This is a genomic window from Amaricoccus macauensis, from assembly GCF_014201905.1.
GTDB lineage: Bacteria > Pseudomonadota > Alphaproteobacteria > Rhodobacterales > Rhodobacteraceae > Amaricoccus > Amaricoccus macauensis.
Window position 1 is genome coordinate 507303 of the sequence record NZ_JACHFM010000002.1, and the last position, 20699, is coordinate 528001.

The 20699-nt window shown below is 68.9% G+C and carries 19 protein-coding genes and 1 tRNA gene; 6 read left to right on the forward strand and 14 right to left on the reverse strand.

Going from position 1 to position 20699, the window contains the following annotated elements; genetic code table 11:
- Positions 1–2: 2 nt before the first annotated feature.
- A complete protein-coding gene (locus HNP73_RS09960) occupies positions 3–1316 on the reverse strand; it encodes a M48 family metalloprotease (RefSeq protein WP_184148503.1) in 1314 nt (437 codons plus the stop codon).
- A 148-nt stretch (positions 1317–1464) separates the two neighbouring features.
- Between HNP73_RS09960 and HNP73_RS09965 the strand changes: the two genes are divergently transcribed.
- The 3 genes from HNP73_RS09965 to HNP73_RS09975 all read left to right on the forward strand — a co-directional run bounded on the left by HNP73_RS09965 (position 1465) and on the right by HNP73_RS09975 (position 3197).
- Positions 1465–1540, forward strand: a tRNA-Arg gene (locus HNP73_RS09965).
- 23 nt (positions 1541–1563) lie between these two features.
- The gene (gene olsB, locus HNP73_RS09970; protein ID WP_184148504.1) at positions 1564–2346 is read left to right on the forward strand and encodes an L-ornithine N(alpha)-acyltransferase; all 783 of its coding nucleotides are present in this window, start codon (positions 1564–1566) and stop codon (positions 2344–2346) included.
- The gene (locus HNP73_RS09975) at positions 2343–3197 is read left to right on the forward strand and encodes a 1-acyl-sn-glycerol-3-phosphate acyltransferase (RefSeq protein WP_184148505.1); all 855 of its coding nucleotides are present in this window, start codon (positions 2343–2345) and stop codon (positions 3195–3197) included. The genes olsB and HNP73_RS09975 overlap by 4 nt, the downstream gene beginning before the upstream one ends.
- 2 nt (positions 3198–3199) lie before the next feature.
- On the opposite strand, the gene HNP73_RS09980 is transcribed toward HNP73_RS09975, so the two are convergent.
- The 5 genes from HNP73_RS09980 to HNP73_RS10000 are packed head-to-tail and all read right to left on the reverse strand — an operon-like array spanning position 3200 to position 7754.
- The gene (locus HNP73_RS09980) at positions 3200–4129 is read right to left on the reverse strand and encodes a branched-chain amino acid ABC transporter permease (RefSeq protein ID WP_184148506.1); all 930 of its coding nucleotides are present in this window, start codon (positions 4127–4129) and stop codon (positions 3200–3202) included.
- Entirely contained in the window at positions 4129–5016 is an 888-nt protein-coding gene (locus HNP73_RS09985; RefSeq protein WP_184148507.1) for a branched-chain amino acid ABC transporter permease, read from the reverse strand. The genes HNP73_RS09980 and HNP73_RS09985 overlap by 1 nt, the downstream gene beginning before the upstream one ends.
- A complete protein-coding gene (locus HNP73_RS09990; protein WP_184148508.1) occupies positions 5016–5720 on the reverse strand; it encodes an ABC transporter ATP-binding protein in 705 nt (234 codons plus the stop codon). The genes HNP73_RS09985 and HNP73_RS09990 overlap by 1 nt, the downstream gene beginning before the upstream one ends.
- Complete coding sequence (locus HNP73_RS09995) at positions 5713–6519, reverse strand: ABC transporter ATP-binding protein (protein WP_343063253.1); 807 nt, start codon at positions 6517–6519, stop codon at positions 5713–5715. Before HNP73_RS09995 ends, HNP73_RS09990 begins: the two co-directional genes overlap by 8 nt.
- A gap of 14 nt (positions 6520–6533) precedes the next feature.
- Positions 6534–7754 carry an ABC transporter substrate-binding protein gene (locus HNP73_RS10000; RefSeq protein WP_184148510.1) on the reverse strand — a complete coding sequence of 407 codons (1221 nt, stop codon included), beginning with the start codon at positions 7752–7754 and terminating at the stop codon, positions 6534–6536.
- Positions 7755–8019: 265 nt separating this feature from the next.
- On the opposite strand from HNP73_RS10000, the gene HNP73_RS10005 reads away from it, so the two are divergent.
- Entirely contained in the window at positions 8020–8481 is a 462-nt protein-coding gene (locus tag HNP73_RS10005) for a sigma-70 family RNA polymerase sigma factor (protein WP_343063254.1), read from the forward strand.
- Positions 8482–8610: 129 nt separating this feature from the next.
- Here the strand turns inward: HNP73_RS10005 and pyrG are convergent, their stop codons facing one another.
- Both pyrG and secG read right to left on the reverse strand, forming a co-directional pair.
- Positions 8611–10257 (reverse strand): CTP synthase, encoded by a 1647-nt coding sequence (pyrG, locus tag HNP73_RS10010; protein WP_184148511.1) that lies wholly within the window; start codon positions 10255–10257, stop codon positions 8611–8613.
- Between the two features lie 176 nt (positions 10258–10433).
- Positions 10434–10958: a preprotein translocase subunit SecG gene (gene secG, locus HNP73_RS10015; protein ID WP_184148512.1), complete on the reverse strand. Its 525-nt coding sequence runs from the start codon at positions 10956–10958 to the stop codon at positions 10434–10436.
- 129 nt (positions 10959–11087) lie between these two features.
- On the opposite strand from secG, the gene HNP73_RS10020 reads away from it, so the two are divergent.
- Positions 11088–11969, forward strand: a complete 882-nt coding sequence (locus HNP73_RS10020; RefSeq protein WP_184148513.1) for a DUF2218 domain-containing protein — start codon at positions 11088–11090, stop codon at positions 11967–11969.
- A 22-nt stretch (positions 11970–11991) separates the two neighbouring features.
- Here the strand turns inward: HNP73_RS10020 and ade are convergent, their stop codons facing one another.
- The 6 genes from ade to tyrS all read right to left on the reverse strand — a co-directional run bounded on the left by ade (position 11992) and on the right by tyrS (position 19468).
- On the reverse strand, positions 11992–13710 hold the full coding sequence (ade, locus tag HNP73_RS10025) for an adenine deaminase (protein ID WP_184148514.1): 1719 nt from the start codon (positions 13708–13710) through the stop codon (positions 11992–11994).
- 90 nt (positions 13711–13800) lie between these two features.
- Positions 13801–14451, reverse strand: coding sequence for an ABC-type transport auxiliary lipoprotein family protein (locus tag HNP73_RS10030; RefSeq protein ID WP_184148515.1), 651 nt, complete (start codon positions 14449–14451; stop codon positions 13801–13803).
- A gap of 2 nt (positions 14452–14453) precedes the next feature.
- Positions 14454–16172 (reverse strand): MlaD family protein, encoded by a 1719-nt coding sequence (locus HNP73_RS10035; RefSeq protein ID WP_184148516.1) that lies wholly within the window; start codon positions 16170–16172, stop codon positions 14454–14456.
- A 10-nt stretch (positions 16173–16182) separates the two neighbouring features.
- Complete coding sequence (locus HNP73_RS10040) at positions 16183–16995, reverse strand: ATP-binding cassette domain-containing protein (protein ID WP_184148517.1); 813 nt, start codon at positions 16993–16995, stop codon at positions 16183–16185.
- On the reverse strand, positions 16992–18128 hold the full coding sequence (locus HNP73_RS10045) for an MlaE family lipid ABC transporter permease subunit (protein ID WP_343063255.1): 1137 nt from the start codon (positions 18126–18128) through the stop codon (positions 16992–16994). The genes HNP73_RS10040 and HNP73_RS10045 overlap by 4 nt, the downstream gene beginning before the upstream one ends.
- Before the next feature lie 86 nt (positions 18129–18214).
- The gene (gene tyrS / locus HNP73_RS10050; RefSeq protein ID WP_184148518.1) at positions 18215–19468 is read right to left on the reverse strand and encodes a tyrosine--tRNA ligase; all 1254 of its coding nucleotides are present in this window, start codon (positions 19466–19468) and stop codon (positions 18215–18217) included.
- A 104-nt stretch (positions 19469–19572) separates the two neighbouring features.
- Between tyrS and HNP73_RS10055 the strand changes: the two genes are divergently transcribed.
- Entirely contained in the window at positions 19573–20649 is a 1077-nt protein-coding gene (locus tag HNP73_RS10055; RefSeq protein WP_184148519.1) for an anhydro-N-acetylmuramic acid kinase, read from the forward strand.
- Positions 20650–20699: the final 50 nt, after the last annotated feature.

Below are 20699 nucleotides of genomic sequence, written 5' to 3' on the forward strand. Positions count from 1 at the left end.
GCTCACCTGACGACGAGCTTCACCTCGTCGCCGACCTGCAAGGCCGTCCCCGGTGTCAGCCCGTTCAGCAGATCGAAGGTCCTGCGGGGCGCCTTGACGGGCATTGCCTCGGCGAGCGCGACCACATCCTCGCCAGCGACGATCCGATGCACCCGGAGATGCAGTGGCTCGATGGCGCTCGCCTCCGTCCGACCGAGCTTGCGAAAGCTCACGGACGCCTTGGCCAGGACCTGCTCGCCGGTCTTGTCACCGGCCTGGTAGAGGCCGGTCAGCCGATAGAACCGGTCCCCGAGGCGGATCACCGTGAGGTCCGCCACCCGCTCGCTGTGATCGCCGCGCAGCACCAGCCGGCCCTGAGCGGCCAGCAGGCCGTTCAGGCGCGTCGTACGCAGCCCCGAGATCGGCTCGGCGATGATGCCCTTGCCGATCTCCGGCACCCAGTGATGCGCGAGATAGTCCTCCGGATTGCTGCCGGGATTGGGCACGCTGTCGAGCAGGAAGACCGCCCCACGCGGTCCGGCCGCCATCACCGCGTCCGCCCGGTTGGAGAGCACGTATCCCGGGGGGGCGTCGATGGCGAAGCCAAGATCGGGATGGAAGAAGGTCTTTCCCCGGACGATGCCCTGGGCCGGTCCGCTCCCCCACGCGAGCCCGTCGATCGCGGCGAGATAGGCTGCGTGCTCGCGCCGTCCCGGTGGCGCGTCCGCGGCCTCACGACTGGCGATCGCCAGCCGGTCGACGAGGGCAGGGTGGTCCGGCCCTCCCGCTGCGGTCGCGGAACGCTCGCCGGCGAGCCGATGGTTTCGCAGAAGCGTCCGCAGAAAGTCGACCTGCGCCCGCGCATCGTAGCCGGCGGCTTCGAGATAGCTCATGCCGAGCCGGTCGGCCCGGAGCTCGGCCGCCCGACGATCGTGTTCGGAAAGTGCCCGTTCCGCGTCGCCCGAGACCGCGTGGCCGATTTCGTGGGCGAGGACCGTCGCGAGTTCCGCCTCGTCATTGGCGAGCGCCAGCATCCCGCGGGTGACGTAGATCCGCCCCTTGGGCAACGAGAAGGCATTGGAGTCCGGTGTGTCGAGCACCAGAAACCGCCAGCCGCCCGGAGACTGGCCCGCCGCTTCCACGAGTGCCAAGCCGACGCGGTTCACATAGGCCGAGAGGGCCCGGTCCTGGTAGACCCCGCCCGACGCATGCACGAGCCCCCATTCGGGAACCGAGGCCGGGTACGCCGTCAGCGACGACATCGGCGTGCACGCCTGCATGAGCGCCGCGGTGAGCGCGAGGGCGGCGGCCGTCCGCGCCAGGGTTCCTGATCTCACGCAAGCCATTGTCGTTAACCTCTGCCCCGGGGACCGTCTGGCAGCAAGACAAAACGCCCCGAACCGGCGTTGGTGCCATGGCCGTTGTGGCTGCCGGTGTCAGGGTGGGTTGACCAATCTGCGGGCCGCGCCTACGAGCACGGGCGTCGGTCCCGTAGCTCAGTGGATAGAGCGGGCGCCTCCTAAGCGTCAGGTCGCGCGTTCGAATCGCGCCGGGATCGCCACGCGGAGCCGCGCGCAGGGACTCATGGAAATCGAGGCGAACCGGTATCGAGTGAAGCTCGCGGAAACGCCCGAGGAGCGCGAAGCCGCGCAGCGGCTGCGTTTCCGGGTCTTCGTCGAGGAGATGGGCGCGGAGGCAAGCGCCGAACAGCGGACCCTCCGGCGGGAGTGGGACGACTTCGATCCGTATTTCGATCATCTGATCCTCGAGACGGGGGAGCGGGTCGCGGATCCGCTCGACCGGGTGGTCGGTGTCTACCGGCTCATGCGTGGCGAGGTGGCGGAGGCCGGCACGGGGTTCTACGGCGCGTCCGAATACGACCTCTCACCGATTGCGAAGTCCGGGCGCCGGGTGGTCGAGCTCGGCCGCTCCTGCGTGGCGCGTGAGCATCGCGGCGGGCCGGGGATGCACCTGCTCTGGAACGGGCTCGCGGCCTATGTGCTGGAGCGCGACATCGAACTCCTGTTCGGCGTGGCGAGTTTTCCCGGCACCGATGTCGATGCGCTGGCGGAGGCGCTGTCCTATCTCCATCACACCCACCTCGCGCCGCCGGATCTGCGGGCGCGGGCGCGGCCGGAGCACTACGTAGAGATGAACCGGATGCCCCAGGATGCGGTGAACGCAGCCCGGGCACAGAAGGCGATCCCGCCGCTCATCAAGGCCTATCTGCGGCTCGGCGGCTTCGTCGGCGAAGGCGCCTACGTGGACCATGCCTTCAACACCATAGACGTCTGCGTGATCATGGACACCACCCGGATGACCGAGCGCTACCGGGCGTTCTACGAACGGGGCCGGAGGAAATCGTGAGCGAGGCGGTCGGAAAGACACCGCGCGCGCGCTGGAACGGGGCGGCGCCCCCTGCACTGCCGCCGCTCACCAGCGGCGAGCGGATTCGGTTCCGCCTGCGGCTGGTCTGGGCGGCTCTCGCGCTCGTCGGCTTTTTCGGGCTCTTCCTGATCGCGCGCGGTGCCGACTGGCTGGCGGAGCGCATCGCCCGGCGCCCGGTGACTGCGATGGGTCCGGCGGTGGTGCAGGTCTGGGCGGCGCAGGCGCTGCGCTCCCTCGGGCTAAGCTATCGCCAGCGCGGCGAGCCGATGCGCGAGGGCGGCGCCTTCGTCGCGAACCATTCGAGCTGGATCGACATCTGGGCACTGCAGCGGGCGGCGGCGCCGTTTCTCGTCTCCAAGGCCGAGGTGCGCGACTGGCCGGGAGTCGGCCTCATTGGCCGGGCGATCGGCACGATGTTCATCGACCGCCGGCCGGCACAGGCCAAGGCGCAGGAGGCCGAGCTGCTGACCCGTCTCGCCCGCGGTGACCGCATGGCGATCTTCCCCGAGGGCACCAGCACCGACGGGCAACGGATTCTGCCATTCAAGTCAGCACTGTTCGGCGTCTTCTTCTCACCGGAGATCAAGAGTCGCGTGGCGGTACAGCCGGTGACGATCCGCTTTCACCCGCCCGCCGGGTTGCCGTCATCGTTCTACGGCTGGTGGGGCGAGATGGAGTTCGCCCACCACATGCGCGACGTGCTGGCCCGCTCGGTCGGCGGCACGGTCGAGCTGACCTTCCATCCTGCCCTGCACCCGGCGGACTTCGCCGGGCGCAAGGAACTGGCGCAGGCCGCCGAGGCCGCGGTCCGCTCGGGCTTCGACGCCTGACGCTACCGGCTGCCGTACCGCTTCGCGAAGGCGATCACCTCGCCGACGATGCCGCGACGGAACACCAGCACGCAGATCATGAAGATGGCGCCCGTCACCACCGTCACCGGGAATTGCGAGGTGGCGAGCGAATTTTGCAGCGCGATGACGAGCCCGGCGCCGACGATCGGCCCGACCATGGTGCCGATGCCTCCGAGCAGGGTCATCAGGATCACCTCGCCCGACATCTGCCAGGTGACGTCGGTCAGGGTCGCGAACTGGAAAACCAGCGACTTCAGGCCGCCGGCAAGCCCGGCGAGGGCCGCCGACATGACGAACGCCGCGAGCTTGTAGCGCCCGACGCCGTAGCCGAGCGAGATCGCCCGTGGCTCGTTCTCGCGGATCGAGCGCAGGATCATGCCGAACGGCGAATTCACGATGCGCCAGATCGCGAAGACCCCGATCAGGAACACGGCGAGGACGAAATAGTACATGTTGAGCGGTACGTAGAGGTCGATGAAGCCGAGCAAATGGCCGCGCGGCACGCCTTGGATACCGTCCTCGCCATGGGTGAACGGCGCCTGCAGGCAGAAGAAGAAGAACATCTGCGACAGCGCCAGCGTCACCATGGCGAAATAGATGCCCTGCCGCCGGATGGCGAGAAGGCCCATGATGAGCCCGAGCAGCGCCGCGCCGGCCATGCCGATCAGCAGGCCGAGTTCGGGCGGCACCCCCCAGACCTTCACCGAATGCGCGGTGAAATAGGCCGCGCCGCCAAAGAACGCCGCGTGGCCGAAGGAGAGCAGCCCGGTGTAGCCGAGCAGCAGGTTGAACGCCGCCGCGAAGAGCGCGAAGCAGAGCATGCTCATCACGAAGACCGGGTAGAAGAAGAAGGGCGCCACGACGAGGGCCAGCACGCCGAGGGCGACGAGCGCCTTTTCAGTCCCGCGCATCAGGCATCCCTCCCGAAGAGGCCGGCGGGTCGCACAAGCAGCACGATTGCCATGATGACGAAGATCACCGTGTTGGAGGCTTCGGGGTAGAACACCTTGGTCAGCCCCTCCACGAGCCCGAGGGCATAGCCGGTGACGATGGCGCCGAGGATCGAGCCCATGCCGCCCACCACCACCACCGCGAAGACGACGATGATGATGTTCGAGCCCATGAGCGGGCTCACCTGATAGACCGGCGCCGCCATGATGCCGGCCAGCGCCGCCAGCGCGCAGCCGATGCCGTAGGTGACGGTCAGGAGCACGGGGACGTTGACGCCGAACGCCTGCACCAGCGTCGCGTTCTCGGTGGAGGCGCGCAGGTAGGCGCCGAGCTTGGTGCGTTCGATCAGGAACCACGTGGCGGTGCAGACAATGAGCGAGGCGACCACCACCCACGCCCGGTAGTTCGGCAGGAACATGAAGCCGAGGTTGGTGCCGCCCGCGAGTGCCTTCGGGGTCGGATACGGCTGGCCCGAGACGCCGAAGTAGTAGCGAAAGCTGCCCTCGATGACGAGCGCGAGGCCGAAGGTGAAGAGCAGGCCATAGAGCGGATCGACGCGGTAGAGCCGGCTGAGCGCAAGCCGCTCGATCACCATCCCGAAGATCGCGACGGTAAGCGGCGCGAGGACGAGCGCTGCCCAGTAGCCGATCCCGAGATGCGCCAGCATCAGGTAGCCCACGAACGCGCCGAGCATGTAGAGCGCGCCGTGGGCGAAGTTGATGATGCGCAACATGCCGAAGATGATCGCGAGCCCGAGGGAGAGCATCGCGTAGAACGAGCCGTTGATGAGGCCGACGAGGAGCTGTCCGAGCAACGCCTGAATCGGAACGCCGAATACCGTGATCATCAGACCCCCAGGAGCTGCTGCAGTTCCGGCATCCGCGCGTCAAGCTCACCCACCGGAAAGGTGGTGCTGATCGCGCCGTGCTCCATGACATAGAACCGGTCGGTGATGTGTGACGCGAAGCGGAAGTTCTGTTCCACGAGCAGGATCGTCATGCCGCGCGCCCGCAGGCTTTCGAGCGCGTCGCCGATCCGGTCGATGATGACCGGCGCGAGGCCCTCGGTCGGCTCGTCGAGCAGCAGCATGGTGGCGCCGGTCCGGAGCATCCGGGCGATCGCCAGCATCTGCTGTTCGCCGCCCGAGAGCTTGGTCCCGGGGCTCGAGCGCCGTTCCTTCAGGTTCGGGAACAGCGTGAAGATTTCCTCGATCGACATGCCGCCCTCGGCCACCACCGGCGGCAGCATCAGGTTCTCCATGACGTCGAGCGTCGAGAAGATGCCGCGCTCCTCCGGCACGAAGCCGATTCCGGCGTGCGCCGTGCGGTGCAACGGCAGCTTCAGGAGGTCCTTGCCGTCAAAGTGGATGGTGCCGGTTCGCTTGCGCACGATGCCCATGATCGCGCGCAGCGTCGTCGTCTTGCCGACGCCGTTGCGGCCGAGCAACGTCACCGTCTCGCCACGGCCGACGCTCATGTCGACGCCGTGCAGCACGTGGCTTTCGCCGTACCACGCATTCAGGTCGCGAAGGTCGAGCAGGGGTTCAGCCATGGCCGTCCTCGATGTAGGCGGTTCCCATGTAGGCTTCGCGTACCTGCGGGTTGCGGCTGACGGTGGCGTAGTCGCCTTCGGCGATGATCTCGCCGCGTTGCAGGACGACGATCTCGTCGCAGAGGTCGGCGACGACCTTGAGGTTGTGCTCGACCATGAGCAGGGCCCGGTCTTCCGCCACCCGCGCGATCAGCTGCGCCACATGGCCCACGTCCTCGTGCCCCATGCCGGCCATCGGCTCGTCGAGCAGCAGGACGCGGGGATCGAGCGCGAGCGTGGTGGCGATCTCGAGCACCCGCTTGCGTCCGTAGGACAGATCGGCCGCCAGATGCCCGGCGTGTTCGGTGAGCCCGACGTCGGCGAGAAGCTCGTCGGCGCGGGCGTCGAGTCGCTCCAGCGAGCCGAGGCCGAGCCAGAACTGGTGCCCGAGGCCCTGTGGCCGCTGCAGCGCCACCCGGACGTTCTCGCGCACCGTCAGGTGCGGAAAGACCGCCGAGATCTGGAACGACCGCACCAGCCCGAGCCGCGCCACGCGCGCGGGGTCGAGCCGGGTGATGTCCTGACCCATGAAGGCGATGGTGCCGGCCGTGGGCTTCAGGAACTTCGTCAGCAGGTTGAAGACCGTCGACTTGCCCGCACCGTTCGGACCGATCAGTGCCTTGATCTGGCCGTCGTGGAGGTCAAGGCTCACGTCCTTGACCGCCACGAAGCCGGCGAACTCCTTCCGCAGGCCCCGCGCTGAAAGCACCGGCTCGCCGGCCTTCGCGCGACGCTGGCGCAGGGGCGTCACGTCGGACACCGCCATCCCTCCCGTCACTGCGTGACGAGGGGGCAGCCGCTCTTTGCCGGGTCGATGAAGGCTTCCTGCGCCGGGATGGTGGCCAGCACGTTGTAATAGTCCCAGTCGCCCTTGCTGTCCTCGGGCTTCTTCACTTCCATCAGGTACATGTCGTGGAACATGCGGCCATTCGGCCCGACGGTGCCCTTGCCGGCAAAGACGTCCTCGACCGGCATCTCGTGCAGCTTCTTCGCCACGGCCTCGGTCTCGTCGGTGCCCGCGGCCTCGATCGCCTTCAGGTACTGCAGGACGGCGGAGTAGGTGCCGGCGTGGATCATGTTCGGCATGTTGCCGGTGCGCTCCATGAAGCGCTTGCCAAACTCACGCGATGCATCGTCGCGGTCCCAGTAGAAGCCTTCGGTGAGCGAGAGCCCCTGTGCCGCGTCGAGGCCGAGGCCGTGCACGTCCGCAAGGGTGAAGAGCAGCGCCGCCAGACGCTGGCCGCCGGCGACGATGCCGAATTCGGCTGCGCCCTTGATCGCGTTCGAGGTGTCGAGCCCGGCATTCGCGAGGCCGACCACCTTCGACCCGGAAGCCTGGGCCTGCAGCAGGAACGAGGAGAAGTCCGTGGTCGAGAGCGGCACCCGGACCGAGCCGAGCACCTGACCGCCCTCCTGCTTGACGAAGGTCGAGGTCTGCTCTTCCAGCGAATAGCCGAAGGCATAGTCCGCGGTGATGAAGAACCAGCTGTCACCGCCCGCCTTCACCAGCGCGCCGCCCGTGCCGACCGCCTGGCTGTGGGTGTCATAGGCCCAGTGGAAGCCGTAGGGCGAGCAGGCCTTGCCGGTGAGATCGGTGGTCGCGGCGCCGGTAACGATGTCGATCTTCTTCTTTTCCTGGCTGAGACCCTGCACCGCGAGCGCCACCGACGAGGTGGTGAGCTCCATGATGGAGTCGACCTGCTCGGTATCGTACCACTCGCGCGCGATGTTCGAGGCGATGTCGGGCTTGTTCTGGTGGTCGGCGGAGACGATCTCGATCGGCGCATCGAGCACCTTGCCGCCGAAATCCTCGGCGGCCATCTTCGCCGCCTCGACCGACGACTTGCCGCCGAAGTCGGCGTAGACGCCGGATTGATCGTTCAGGATGCCGATCTTGACCTTGCCGTCCGATACACCCTGCGCAGCGGCAGGCAGGACGACCGCGGGCAGGACAGCAGTGGCCGCAAGCGCGGCGGCGAGCCAGGGGGTACGCATCTGCAAAGTCTCCCGTTGGGACCCCGGTCGTTACCGGGTTTCAATTTGGTCTGGAGCGTAAGGGCTCGACCGTCCGCGTCAACGAAAAATCCGGGCCCGGTGAGAAACGGCCCCCGGCCGGGCCGGTCTCCGGAACTGGCCCCGGTCGCAGGGCGTTTGCCGAGACGCCAGGGTTCGAGAGGAAAGAAGCCTCCCCGTGACCATCAGAAGCGAAAAAGAGCATCGCGCAGAGACAAGCGCCGGATGCATCAAGGCCGGAGAGGTGGTGGAACTCATCCCCGCCCTCCGTGCCTTCGCCCGGACATTTTGCCGCAGCCGGTCGGATGCGGATGATCTGGTGCAGGAGACGCTGGCCAAGGCGATTGCCAACCTGCATCGCTTCGAGCCCGGAACGAACCTGAAATCGTGGCTCTTCACCATCATGCGCAACACCTTCCTCTCCGGTGTCGCGAAGTCCCGGCGCGAGATGACGGGGATCGAGGTCCGCGAGGCGGGCTCGGGCCCCCACGCGCCGCAGGAGTGGAGTGCGCAGGTCCACGAGGTGCGCGCCGCGATCTCCCGCCTGCCGCAGGCCCAGCGCGAGGTGCTGGTCCTCGTGGGAATGCTCGGGGTTTCCTATGGGGAGGCTGCACGGATCTGCGACTGTGCCGTCGGGACGGTCAAGAGCCGCCTCAGCCGGGCGCGCGTGGCGCTTCTGGTGGAGCTCGGCGAGGAAACCCAGTCTTGAAGCGAACTCTCAGGTCAGTGCGGGATGTCGCTGTAACAAGAGGATTAACCCTGCCGGCCGGAGGGCGACCGCCGGCGGCCCACAGGGGCGGGCGCCTGCCGGCATCGGGGCCGGTCAGACCCGCCGCGATCAGACCAGCCGCGACTGGTCCTTCGCCGCCCGCACGAAATCGGCGAACAGCGGATGCGGCGCGAAGGGTTTCGACTTCAGCTCCGGGTGGAACTGCACGCCGATGAACCACGGATGGCCGGGGATCTCGACGATCTCGGGCAGTCGTCCGTCCGGCGAGAGCCCGGAGAACTTCAGGCCGGATTCCTCGAGCTTGTCGCGATAGGTGATATCGACCTCGTAGCGGTGGCGGTGGCGCTCGGAGATCGACGTCGTGTCATAGATCGCCGCCGCCTGGCTGCCGGCAACGAGCGTGGCATTGTAGGCGCCGAGCCGCATGGTGCCGCCCTTGTCGTCGGACACCTCGCGCTTGATCGTCCGGTTGCCCTCCAGCCACTCCTTGAGGTGGTAGATGACGTGGGTGTAGCGCTGCGCGCCGGCCTCGCGGTCGAACTCCTCGCTGCCGGCGTCGGTCAGGCCGAGCAGGTTCCGCGACGCCTCGACCACCGCCATCTGCATCCCGAGGCAGATGCCGAGATAGGGCACCTGACGCTCGCGGGCGAAGTGCGCCGCGCGAATCTTGCCCTCGGTTCCGCGCTCGCCGAAGCCGCCGGGCACCAGGATCGCGTTGTAGCCTTCCAGAAGCGGCGCGATATCCACCTCAGTGTCGAGCCGCTCGCTGTCGATCCACTCGGCCCGGACCTTCACCCGGTTGGCGATGCCGCCGTGGGTCAGCGCCTCGGCGATGGATTTGTAGGCGTCTTCGAGCTGGGTGTACTTGCCGACGATCGCCACCTTCACCTCACCCTCGGCGTTGTGAATACGGTCGACCACATCCTCCCATTTCGAGAGGTTCGGCTTCGGCGCGGGCGAGATCATGAAGGCGTCGAGGACCGCCTGATCGAGGCCTTCCTTGTGGTAGGCGAGCGGCGCCTCGTAGATGGAGCGCAGGTCCTGCGCCGCGATCACCGCCTCGGGCCGGACGTTGCAGAAGAGCGCGAGCTTCTCGCGCTCCTTCGGCGGGATCGGCATCTCCGACCGGCAGACCAGAACGTCGGGCGCGATGCCGATGGAGCGGAGCTCCTTGACCGAGTGCTGCGTCGGCTTGGTCTTCAGCTCGCCCGAGGCAGCCATGTAGGGCAGAAGCGTCAGATGCACATAGATGCACTGGCCGCGCGGCTTGTCCTGACCGAACTGGCGGATCGCCTCGAAGAACGGCAGGCCCTCGATGTCGCCGACGGTGCCGCCGATCTCGCAGAGCATGAAGTCGACCTCGTCCTCGCCGAACTTCAGGAAGTCCTTGATTTCGTTGGTGACGTGCGGAATCACCTGGATCGTCCGGCCGAGATAGTCGCCGCGGCGCTCCTTCTCGAGGACGTTGGAATAGATCCGCCCCGACGAGACGGAATCGGTGCGGCGGGCGGCGACTCCGGTGAATCGCTCGTAGTGGCCGAGGTCGAGGTCGGTCTCCGCGCCGTCATCGGTCACGAACACCTCGCCGTGCTCGAACGGCGACATGGTTCCGGGATCGACGTTGAGGTAGGGGTCGAGCTTTCGCAGGCGGACCGAATAGCCGCGGGCCTGGAGCAGCGCTCCGAGGGCAGCGGACGCAAGTCCCTTGCCCAGTGACGAAACGACGCCGCCAGTAATGAAGATGTAGCGCGCCATTGAGAGCTGCTCCCGTGCCTTGGTGCCTGCCGCGAGTGGATGCGAAACCTGACGGTCCACGGGACTCAATCAGTACGGGAATGCCGCAGCGACGGCAAGCAGTTCTCGCAATATCCTGTGGAATGTCCGGGTGCGACAACCAGTGGTTGTCGCGAGGGACGATAATCCGTCTGGCGCTACTGTGCCGGCGGCGGCGTTGCCGGGCCGTCGCTGGCGGGCGGGGTCGCCGGAGCCGTCGCGGCAGGGGGCGTCACCGGCACCGCGGGGGCCTGCGGCGCCGCTGGCGCCGATGCGTCAGGGGCGGGCGCTGCCGGCGCCGTGGATGCCGGTGCATCGGGAGCCGGCGGCATGGCCGGGCCCGCGTCAGCGCCGGGGAGCTTCGGCAGCAGATCATTGCCGAGGTCGGGGACGGCCGGCGCGCCGGCTGCCGGGACCGGGGCATCGACCCCGTCGATCACCGAGCCGCTGCGGCTGTCGCGGGCGGCGATGACCGTGAGCGCGATGCTCGTCACCACGAAGGCCGCGCCGAGCATCCAGGTGAGCTTCGAGAGCGCCGTCGCGGCGCCACGGCTCGTCATCACGCCGCCGCCACCGCCGCCGCCGCCCATGCCAAGGGCGCCGCCCTCGGAGCGCTGGAGCAGCACAACGACGATGAGCGCGAGCGCGAGGATCAGGTGGACGGAAAGGACAACGGCTTGCATGGGGGCTCGGGCCTGAAACTCTGGATCGCGCGGGGATCTAGCCCCTGCGGCGGGGGATGTCGAGGGCCGATGCTAAGGACATCCCGATGTATCTTGAATGTCGATATAACGACATTCATATTGCTGGCCATGAGACATTCATTCAGACATGGCGGGAGAGACCGCCACTTCGCCGCATCCGGCCACCGGCGGGAGGCCGGACCGGGGCAAGGGCCGGAAGGCCGCAGGCGCGGGCGCCGGCCATTCGACTACGGCGACCTGCGGCTGATCGTGCTCGGCATGATCGCCGAGACCCCGCGCCACGGCTACGAGATCATGAAGGCGATCGAAGCGCGCATGGGCGGCGGCTACAGCCCGAGCCCGGGCGTGATCTACCCGACGCTCTCCTGGCTCGAAGACATGGGCTACGCCGCGTCCGAAGCGACCGGGGGCCGGCGGAGCTATCGCCTGACGCCCGAGGGCGAGGCGTTCCTCGTGGCGAACCGCGAGGCGGCCGAAGCGCTCGACGCGCGCATGGGCGCGCCGCGCCATCGGCACGGCACACACCGGCACGAGCGGCCGGAGCCTGTCGTGGAGGCCATGGTTGCCCTCCGGCAGGCCCTCCGCGCCCGCTTTGCCCACGGGCCGGTCGATCCGGCCGAGGCCGAAGGCATCGCGGCGGCGATCCGCGCCGCCGCGCAACAGGTGGAGAAGACGATGACCGACACGACGCAAACGGCGAGCTACGCGGTGCAGAGCGTGGCGACGGTGGAAACGCCGAAGGCCGCGGGCTACGCCGCACAGCTCTGCAAGCACTTCGGCCACAAGACCGAGGCGCGCTTCGAGGACGGCCGGGGCGAGGTGGTGTTCCCGTTCGGACGCCTCTCGCTCGAAGTCGATGGCGACCGCCTGACGCTGACGGCCCGGGCGGCGGATGCCGAGACGCTCCCCCGCGTCGAGGAGGTGACGACGAGCCACCTCCAGCGCTTCGCCTTCCGCGAGGAGCTGTCCCTCGACTGGACCCGCGGCTGACCGGAAGACTCGACCCGGGCGCTCAGCCCGGGATGATCTCGAACTTCACCACGTCCACCAGCCCGCGATCGGTGATCTTGAGCGCCGGGATCACCGGCAGCGCGAGGAAGGCGAGCTGGAGGAACGGCTCCTCCAGCACCACGCCGAGCGAGAGCGCCGCCTGTCGCAGGGCCGCGAGGCGGTCGCGCACCGCCTCGAACGGCTCGAGGCTCATGAGGCCGGCCACGGGCAACGCGAGCTCCGCGAGGATCTCCCCGTCGCGCGCCACCACAAAGCCCCCCTCGATCTCCGAGAGCCGGTTCGCCGCCAGCGCCATGTCGGCGTAGTCGGCACCGACCGCGACGATGTTGTGGTGGTCGTGGCAGACCGTCGAGGCGATGGCGCCCGCCTGCATCCCGAAACCGCGCACGAAGCCGGTGGCGATGTTGCCGTTCTTCCCATGCCGCTCGACCACGGCGATGCGCATCAGGTCGCGGGCCGGGTCCGGGCGCTTGTCGCCGTCGACGATGGCGATCTCCTCGCGCAGGTGCGCGGTGATGATCTTGCCCTCGACGATGCCGATGACGTCGGTGTCGGTGCGGTTGCCGCCGTTGCGGAAGTCCTGCGGCGTCACCTTCGGCGCGCGCACCGAGTTGCGCCCGATCGGCGCCAGTGTCTCGCGCGCGGCGAAGGCGTCCGCGTCCGCGACCTTGCCGCCGCAGAGCACCAGCCGGGCGTGGCAGCCCCGCAGGCTGTCGATCGCCACGATGTCCGCGCGCAGCCCCGGCGCGATCAGCCCCCGATCGGTGAGCCCGAACGCGCTCGCCGCCGAGAGCGAGGCGGCGCGATAGGCCGCGAGCGGCGCCGTGCCAAGCGCGATCAGCCGGCGGATCATGTAGTCGAGATGCCCGTGCTCGGCGATGTCGAGCGGATTGCGGTCGTCGGTGCAGAGACAGAGATAGGCGCTCGTCGCCTCGGTCAGGACCGGCTGCAGCGCGTCGAGATCCTTCGAGACCGACCCCTCGCGGATCAGCACCCGCATGCCATTGCGGAGCTTCTCGAGCGCCTCCGCCGCCGTCGTCGCCTCGTGCTCGGTGCGGATGCCTGCGGCGATGTAGGCGTTGAGGTCGCGCCCCGAGAGCTGCGGGCAGTGGCCGTCCACGTGGCCGCCGGCAAAGAGCCGCAGCTTCGCCATCGCGCCGGGATCGCGGTGGATGACGCCGGGATAGTTCATGAATTCGGCCAGCCCGATCCCCGAGGGATGGCCCATGAGCGGCGCCAGATCCGCCGCCTCGATGCGGGCGCCCGCGGTCTCCATGTCCGTCGAGGGCACGCAGGACGAGAGCTGGACGCGCAGGTCCATGACGAGCTGCGCCGATGCCTCCTGAAACCAGCGGATGCCGTCGACGCCGATGACGTTGGCAATCTCGTGGGGATCGCAGATCGCCGTGGTGATGCCGCGCGGCGTCACGCAGCGGTCGAACTCGTGCGGCGTGACGAGGCTGCTCTCCACGTGGAGATGCGTGTCGATGAACCCCGGCACCAGAATGAGGCCGCTGACGTCGATCACCCGGCTGCCCTCGTAGTCCGCGCCGATCCCGGCGATGCGCTCGCCCGTGATCGCCACGTCGCCCTCGATCATCGCGCCTGTCACCAGATCGAAGACATGGCCGCCGCGCAGCACGAGATCGGCCGGCTCGTCGCCCCGCGCCTGGGCGATGCGGCGTTCCAGATTGTCGGCGGCGAGGTCGGGGGTGGGCATGGTTCGGGTCTCCGGCTGGGGCGCGGGAGCTTCGGCGCGTTGGCCAGGGAGCGCAAGAGCTGACCGCAAGACCCGACGGCAGGCCCTTTGTCACATCCCCGCGCGGCCGGTCATCGTCGCACTCGCCCACGGGATCGCCTCGCGCAGCAGCGCGGCGTTGGCGGCGTCGAAGGCGAGAACGATCGAGCGCGCGTCCGTCGCGGGCGTCTCGGCGGTCTTCGTGAACCTGTGGCTGGCGACGAGGCGGCCGTCCAGGTCGCGCAGCAGGGTCAGCGTCATCGAGACGACGACCCGGGCCGGCGCGCCGTCGCCGGGCAGCGATTCGGCCTGGAACGCGTCGATGTCGGTCAGGAGCGTGTAGTCCGGCAGCGGCCCGACGGTCGACGTGGTGACGAAGGCAAAGCGGCCGGTGTTCGCCAGCGACCGGGCGAGCACGTTGCGAACATGCACCGGCAGGGCCTCGACCCAGCGGCCGTCACCGATGAGCGCCACCCGGATCGCCTCGGGCTTGATGACGATCCGGTCGCCGGCGATCGCGGCCGGGGCGGTCGGATCGGCGACGAAGACGATGCGCGAGCCGCTGCGGCCCGGCGCGGCCGGCGCGGGCAGCGGATTGAGGACATAGGTGTCGAGCGGTGTCGAGGCGCTGCGCAGCGTCGATGCGGCCGCACAGGCCGAGAGCAGGAGCAGCGCGGCGCAGAGCACCAGCGGCACGATGCGGCGGGGCAGGGTCGGGGACATCGCTATCTCCTGTAGGTGGGGGCCGGCGGGCTCAGGATGAACCGCGCCGGATCACGCTCGAACTGCGCGGCAAGCCGGTCGAGGCGGGCGACGAGCGCCTGCGCCTCCTGCGCGAAGCGCACGAACTGCGGCAGGCCCTGCGCGGTGAACTGGCCGATCGGCCCGGTATTGGCCTGAACCGCCGCGTCGATCCGCTGCACGGTGGCGTTGGCCTGCGCGACGGCGGCCCGAAGCTCGCCGGTCACCGCCGGCAGGTCCGCCGACATCGCCTCCAGGGCGTCCGACAGGCGCGCGGCAGAGGTGCGCAGGTCGGCCGCCGCGGGCGATACGTCCTCGGCGATGATGCGATCGGCGGTGCCAAAGGCCGAGCGCGCCGCCTGAAGCGTGCCGGTCGCCTCCGTCAGCACCGGCTCCAGCCGGTCGAGTGCCGTGTTCGCGCTTCGGAACGCCCCGGTCGCGGTGTCGAGGGTGGTCCCGGCGCTTGTCACCAGCGGCGCGAGGGAGCTGGTCACGCCGGTGACATCGCCCGACACCTGCGCCACCGCGGTGTTTATCGCGGCGATCCCCTGACGCACCTCGCTCACGACGGCTGGCAGGTCGGTCGTGGTGATCGTCTCGACAGACTTCGCCGAGGCCTGCACCGAGGCCAGCGTCGTGCGCGCGTCGCCGATGAGGGCCGTTCCATCGCCCCGGACGAGACCATCGACGCCGCTGGCGGCGGCGTCGATCGAGGCGAGAGTTTTCGTGGCACCCGCGAGCGTGGTGTCGAGAGAGGCGATTGTCGTCTTCAGCTCGTCGAGGCGGCTCGTCGCGGAAGTCGCCGTGTCGCCGTAGGCGGTCAGCACCGCATGCGCCTCGGAGCCGACCTGCTCCATCAGCAATTTCAGCCGGTCCGTGGTCGCCCGGAGATCTGCGACGGCGGCGGTACCGTCCTTCGACAGGATCCCGTCGGCGACCTTCGCGACACCGCCGATGGCCGCGAGCGTGCCGTCGGCCGTCTGCAGCGTGGTCTTCGCCGCGTCGAGCGTGCCGGTGAGGGATTGCATCGTGGTGCCGGCCTGTTCGGCGAGCGGCCCGAGATGGTCGGTGAAGCCCGCGATCTCGCCGGTGGCGGTCCTGACCGACCCCGCGATCGACGACACGCCGGCGATAGCGGTCCCGAGTTCGCCCGAGGCGGTGTCGACATTGGCGAGAATGCTCGCGACCGTGTCCCGGTTTGCCGGGCTGACGATCGCCTGCAGATCCTCGATGAGCACGCGCGCCTGGGCGATGAGCGCGGGCGCGTCCTCGGCGATCGACTGCACCACCGAGCGCTGACCTTGAATGACCGGCACGCCGCCTTTCGCCGCGTCGCGCAGGAGCGGCTTCGTCAGATCGCCGCCGGTCAGGGACACCAGCGACACGCCGGTCACCCCCTGCGGCTGGAGCTGCGCCGTGGCGCCTTCGTGCACGGGCGTGTCCGCGTCCACCTCGACCCGCACCCGCACCAGCCCGCCGCCGGTGACATCGAGGTCGAGCGACATCACCTGACCGACCGACAGCCCGCCAAACCGCACATCCGACGCGCGGCTGAGGCCGGAGACGTCGTCGAACATGATGTCGTAGTAGGCGTATTGCCGGTCCACCTGGAACTTGGCGAGCCAGACGAAGAACGCGAGGCCGAGCACGATGCCGACAAGGGCGCAGGCGCCGATCAGCACATAGTTTGCGCGAGTCTCCATTCCCGTCCCCTCAGCCATCCGCCATCGCGGCCCGGGCGCGCGGCCCGTGGAAGTATTCCTGCACCCACGGATCCCTGACCTTCAGCATGTCCGCCATGGTGCCGGTCGCGATGACTTTCCTGTGGGCAAGGACGGCGATGCGGTCACAGACCGCATGCAGCGTGTCGAGATCGTGGGTCACCATGAAGACCGTGAGCCCGAGCGACCCGCGAAGCTCGCGGATCAGCTGGTCGAAGGCATCCGCCCCGATCGGGTCGAGCCCGGCCGTCGGCTCGTCGAGAAAGACGATCGCGGGGTCAAGCGCCAGCGCCCTGGCGAGGCCCGCGCGTTTCTGCATGCCCCCCGACAGCTCCGACGGATACTTGCCGCAGGCGTCCGGTGGCAGCCCCGCCATCGATATCTTGAGCCGCGCCAGCGCCTTGCGCAGGGGTGCCACGACGTGCATGACCTCGCGCAGCGGCGCCTCGACGTTCTGCTGCACGGTGAGCGAGGAGAAGAGTGCCGCGTGCTGGAAGAGCACGCCCCAGCGTCGGCTCACCGCCTCGATCTCCGGCTCCGTCGCGTTCAGCACATCGACGCCGAGCACCTTGATCGATCCCGCCGTCGGCCGGTTCAGCCCGACGATGGAGCGCATCAGCACCGATTTTCCCGACCCCGACCCGCCGACGATGCCGAGCACCTCGCCCCGGTAGACATCGAGGTCGAGCCCGTTATGGACCACCTGCGAGCCGAAGCGGTTCACGAGGCCCCGAACCTCGATGATCGCCTCGCGCGGGGCAGGAGGCTCCGCCCTCGCGGCCCCACCGGGGCGCTCCGCCCTCACAGCCCTACCGTCGCGAAGAAGATGGCGAAGATCGCGTCGAGCACGATCACCATGAAGATCGCCAGCACCACCGACGACGACGTGAGACTGCCAAGGCTCTCGGCATTGCCCTCGACCTTCAGTCCGTGGTGGCACCCGATGAGCCCGATCACGAGGGCGAAGAACGGCGCCTTGATGAGACCGACCAGATAGTGTTCGACGGGGATGTTATCCGAAAGCCGCTCGATGAACATCTCTGGCGAGACGCCGAGCGTCAGCCACGCCATGACCCCCCCGCCCAGCAGCCCCGTGAGGTCCGCCACCACCCCGAGCAGCGGCAGCACGATCAGCAACGCCAGCACGCGGGGCACGACGAGGATGCGGATCGGATCGAGCCCGAGGGTGCGCATGGCGTCGATCTCCTCGCGCATCTTCATCGAGCCGATCGAGGCGGTAAAGGCCGACGCCGAGCGTCCCGCGACGATGATCGCGGTCAGCAGGATCCCGAGTTCGCGCAGCACGGCGATGGCGATGAGGTCGACGACGAAGATCTCGGCGCCGAACTGCCGCAGCTGCACCGCGCCCATGTAGGCAAGAACGACGCCGATCAGGAACGCCATGAGCGAGGCGATCGGTACCGCGGCGAGACCGGCCGACTGCATGTGAAAGACGATCGACGTGAAGCGCAGCCGCGACGGATGGATGAACGCCTCGCCCACGCGCACGATGACCGCACCAAAGAGCCCCAGCAGCTCGGTGAACGTGCTCCACGCGGTGACAACGTCGGTACCGAAGGCCTCGAGCCAGCGAATGAGGCCGTTGGTCGCCGGCGGGGCCACCGGGTCGGGCGGCAGGCTCTTCTCGACGGTTTCGAGCAGCCCGGCGCGCGCGGGCGCCAGCCCCTCGATGCGGACCTCGACCCCCTCGGCCGCGAGGCGCCGGCGCAGCGTCGCGATTGCCCAGGCGCCGGAGGTGTCGAACGCGGATACCCCCGTGCCATCGACCACGATCGGCCCGGGGCCGGTGATCTCGCCGAGGCGGGTGAAGATGGTCTCGACCCCGACGAGACTCAGGTCGCCCGAAAGCACCACCCTCGCCCCGGCGCCGGTCCGCTCGATGGCAACCGCCGCGCCCGGTATCGTCGCGTCCCCCACAGCCGCCTCATGCTATCCAGAGGACGCATTCAACATGACCGGCGCGCGCGGAGCAAGGTCGGGAGAGATTGAGGAGAGACCGCCGTTCAGTCCGCCAGCCGCACCAGCGCGTGACGCTTCTTGCCGATCGAGACCTTGAGCCCGCCCGCGAGCGCATCTGCCGTCACGACGGCGTTCGGATCGGCGACGACCTCGTTGTCGAGACGCAGGCCGCGTTCCGAAATCAGCCGCTTCGCCTCCTTGCCGGACTTCACGAGGCCGGTGGCGACGACAAGATGGCTGACCGTGATCCCGTCGCCCACCTCGGCCGCGGAGAGCGTCACCACCTCCAGCGCGTCGCCGACGCCGCCCTCGGCGAAGACCGCGCGCGCCGTCGCCTCGGCCTGCGCCGCCGCCGCGGCACCGTGGCAGAGCGTTGTGACGGCGTTCGCCAGCGTCACCTTGGCGGCGTTCACCTCCGCGCCGCCGAGACTGCCCAGCCGCTCGCACTCGTCCACCGGCAGCTCGGTGTAGAGCTTCAGGAACCGCCCCACGTCCGCGTCGGTGGTGTTGCGCCAGAACTGCCAGAACTCATAGGGCGAGAGCATGTCGGCGTTGAGCCAGACCGCGCCGCCCGCGCTCTTGCCCATCTTGCGCCCGTCCGAGGTGGTGAGCAGCGGCGAGGTGAGCCCGAAGACCTCCGCGCCCGCCACCCGCCGGGTGAGATCGACGCCGTTCACGATGTTGCCCCACTGGTCCGAGCCGCCCATCTGCAACAGGCACCCCTCGCGGCGGTGGATCTCCAGGAAATCATAGGCCTGAAGGATCATGTAGTTGAATTCGAGGAAGCTCAGCGGCTGCTCCCGGTCCAGGCGCGACTTCACGCTGTCGAAGGACAGCATCCGGTTCACCGAGAAATGCCGGCCGATGTCGCGCAGGAACGTCAGGTAGTTCAGCTCGTCGAGCCACTCGGCGTTGTCGAGCATGATCGCGTCCGAGGCGCTCTCACCGTAGGCGAGGTACTTCGCGAAGACACCCCGGATCGTCGCGATATTGGCGCCGATCTGCTCGGGCGTCAGAAGCGGCCGCTCGTCCGAACGAAACGACGGATCGCCGATCTTGGTGGTGCCGCCGCCCATGAGCGTGATCGGCCGGTGACCGGTCTTCTGCAGCCAGCGCAGCATCATGATGTTGAGCAGGTGGCCCACGTGCAGCGACTGGGCCGTCGCGTCATAGCCGATGTAGGCCGGCACGACACCGGCCACGAGCTTCGCGTCGAGGGCTTCGAGGTCGGTGCAGTCCTGCATATACCCGCGCTCGATCATCACGTGGAGAAAGTCGCTCTTCGGGCGCTGGGTCATCTCGTCTGGTCCTTCCACGGCAGAGGGCGCCCTTCTATAGCGGTTCCGGACGGGACGAAAGGCCGGGACGAACGACGGCGAAAGACTGGACGAAAGGACGGCGGATGCGGGCTTTGGGGTTGATGTCGGGCACGTCGATGGACGGGGTGGACGCGGCCGTGCTCGAAACCGATGGCGAGACGGTGACGAGCTTCGGACCGTCGGCGTTCCGGCCGTACGAGCCGCAGGACCGCGCGCTCCTGCGCGAGGCGCTCGGCCGCTGGCCGGGAGAGCCCGGCCTCGACGCCGTTGAGGCGGCGGTGCGCGAAGCCCATGCCGCCGCGATCGCCGGCTTCGACGGGCTGGAACTCATAGGCTTCCACGGCCAGACGCTCGCGCACGATCCGAAGGGCAGGGGGACGCACCAGATCGGCCGTGGCGACCGTCTCGCGGCGGAGGCCGGCGTGCCGGTCGTCTGGGACTTTCGTGCAGCCGACGTCGCATCGGGCGGCGAAGGCGCGCCGCTGGTGCCGTTCTTCCACTTCGCGCTGGCGCGCACGATCGGCGCCACGGCCCCGGTCGCATTCCTCAACATCGGCGGCGTGGCGAACGTCACATGGGTCGATCCGCGCGCGTGCGCGCCGGAAGCTCCGGGCGCGCTCGTTGCCTTCGACACCGGGCCGGGCAACGCGCTGCTCGACGACTTTCTCTCCGAGCGGCTTGGCGCGGCGTTCGACGCCGACGGCGCGACCTCCGGGGCGGGCAGGGCGTGCGGCGAGGTGCTCGGCCGTCTCGCTGATCATCCCTATATCCGCCGTCCGCCGCCGAAGTCACTGGATCGTCAGGATTTCCACGGCTTTCTCGACGCGGTGCGCGGGCTTTCCACCGAGGACGGCGCGGCGACGCTCGCGGCGCTCACTGTCGCCTGCGTCATCGAGGGCGCGCGGCATTTTCCTGAACCGCCCGCCCGCTGGCTCGTCTGCGGCGGCGGCCGGCGGAACCGGACCCTGATGGCGATGCTTGGTGCCAGATCGAACGCACCGGTGGAGGCGGTGGAGGCGGCCGGGCTCGACGGCGACATGCTGGAGGCCCAGGCCTTCGCCTTTCTCGCGGTCCGGGTGCTCCGCGGTCTCCCCACATCGGCGTCCGCCACCACCGGCGCCCGGCTGCCAGTGTCGGGCGGGCGCATCAGTCGCCCCTGATCCGCCTCTGAGCCGGGCTCTGATCCTGACCCTGTCCCGCCCGGATCTTG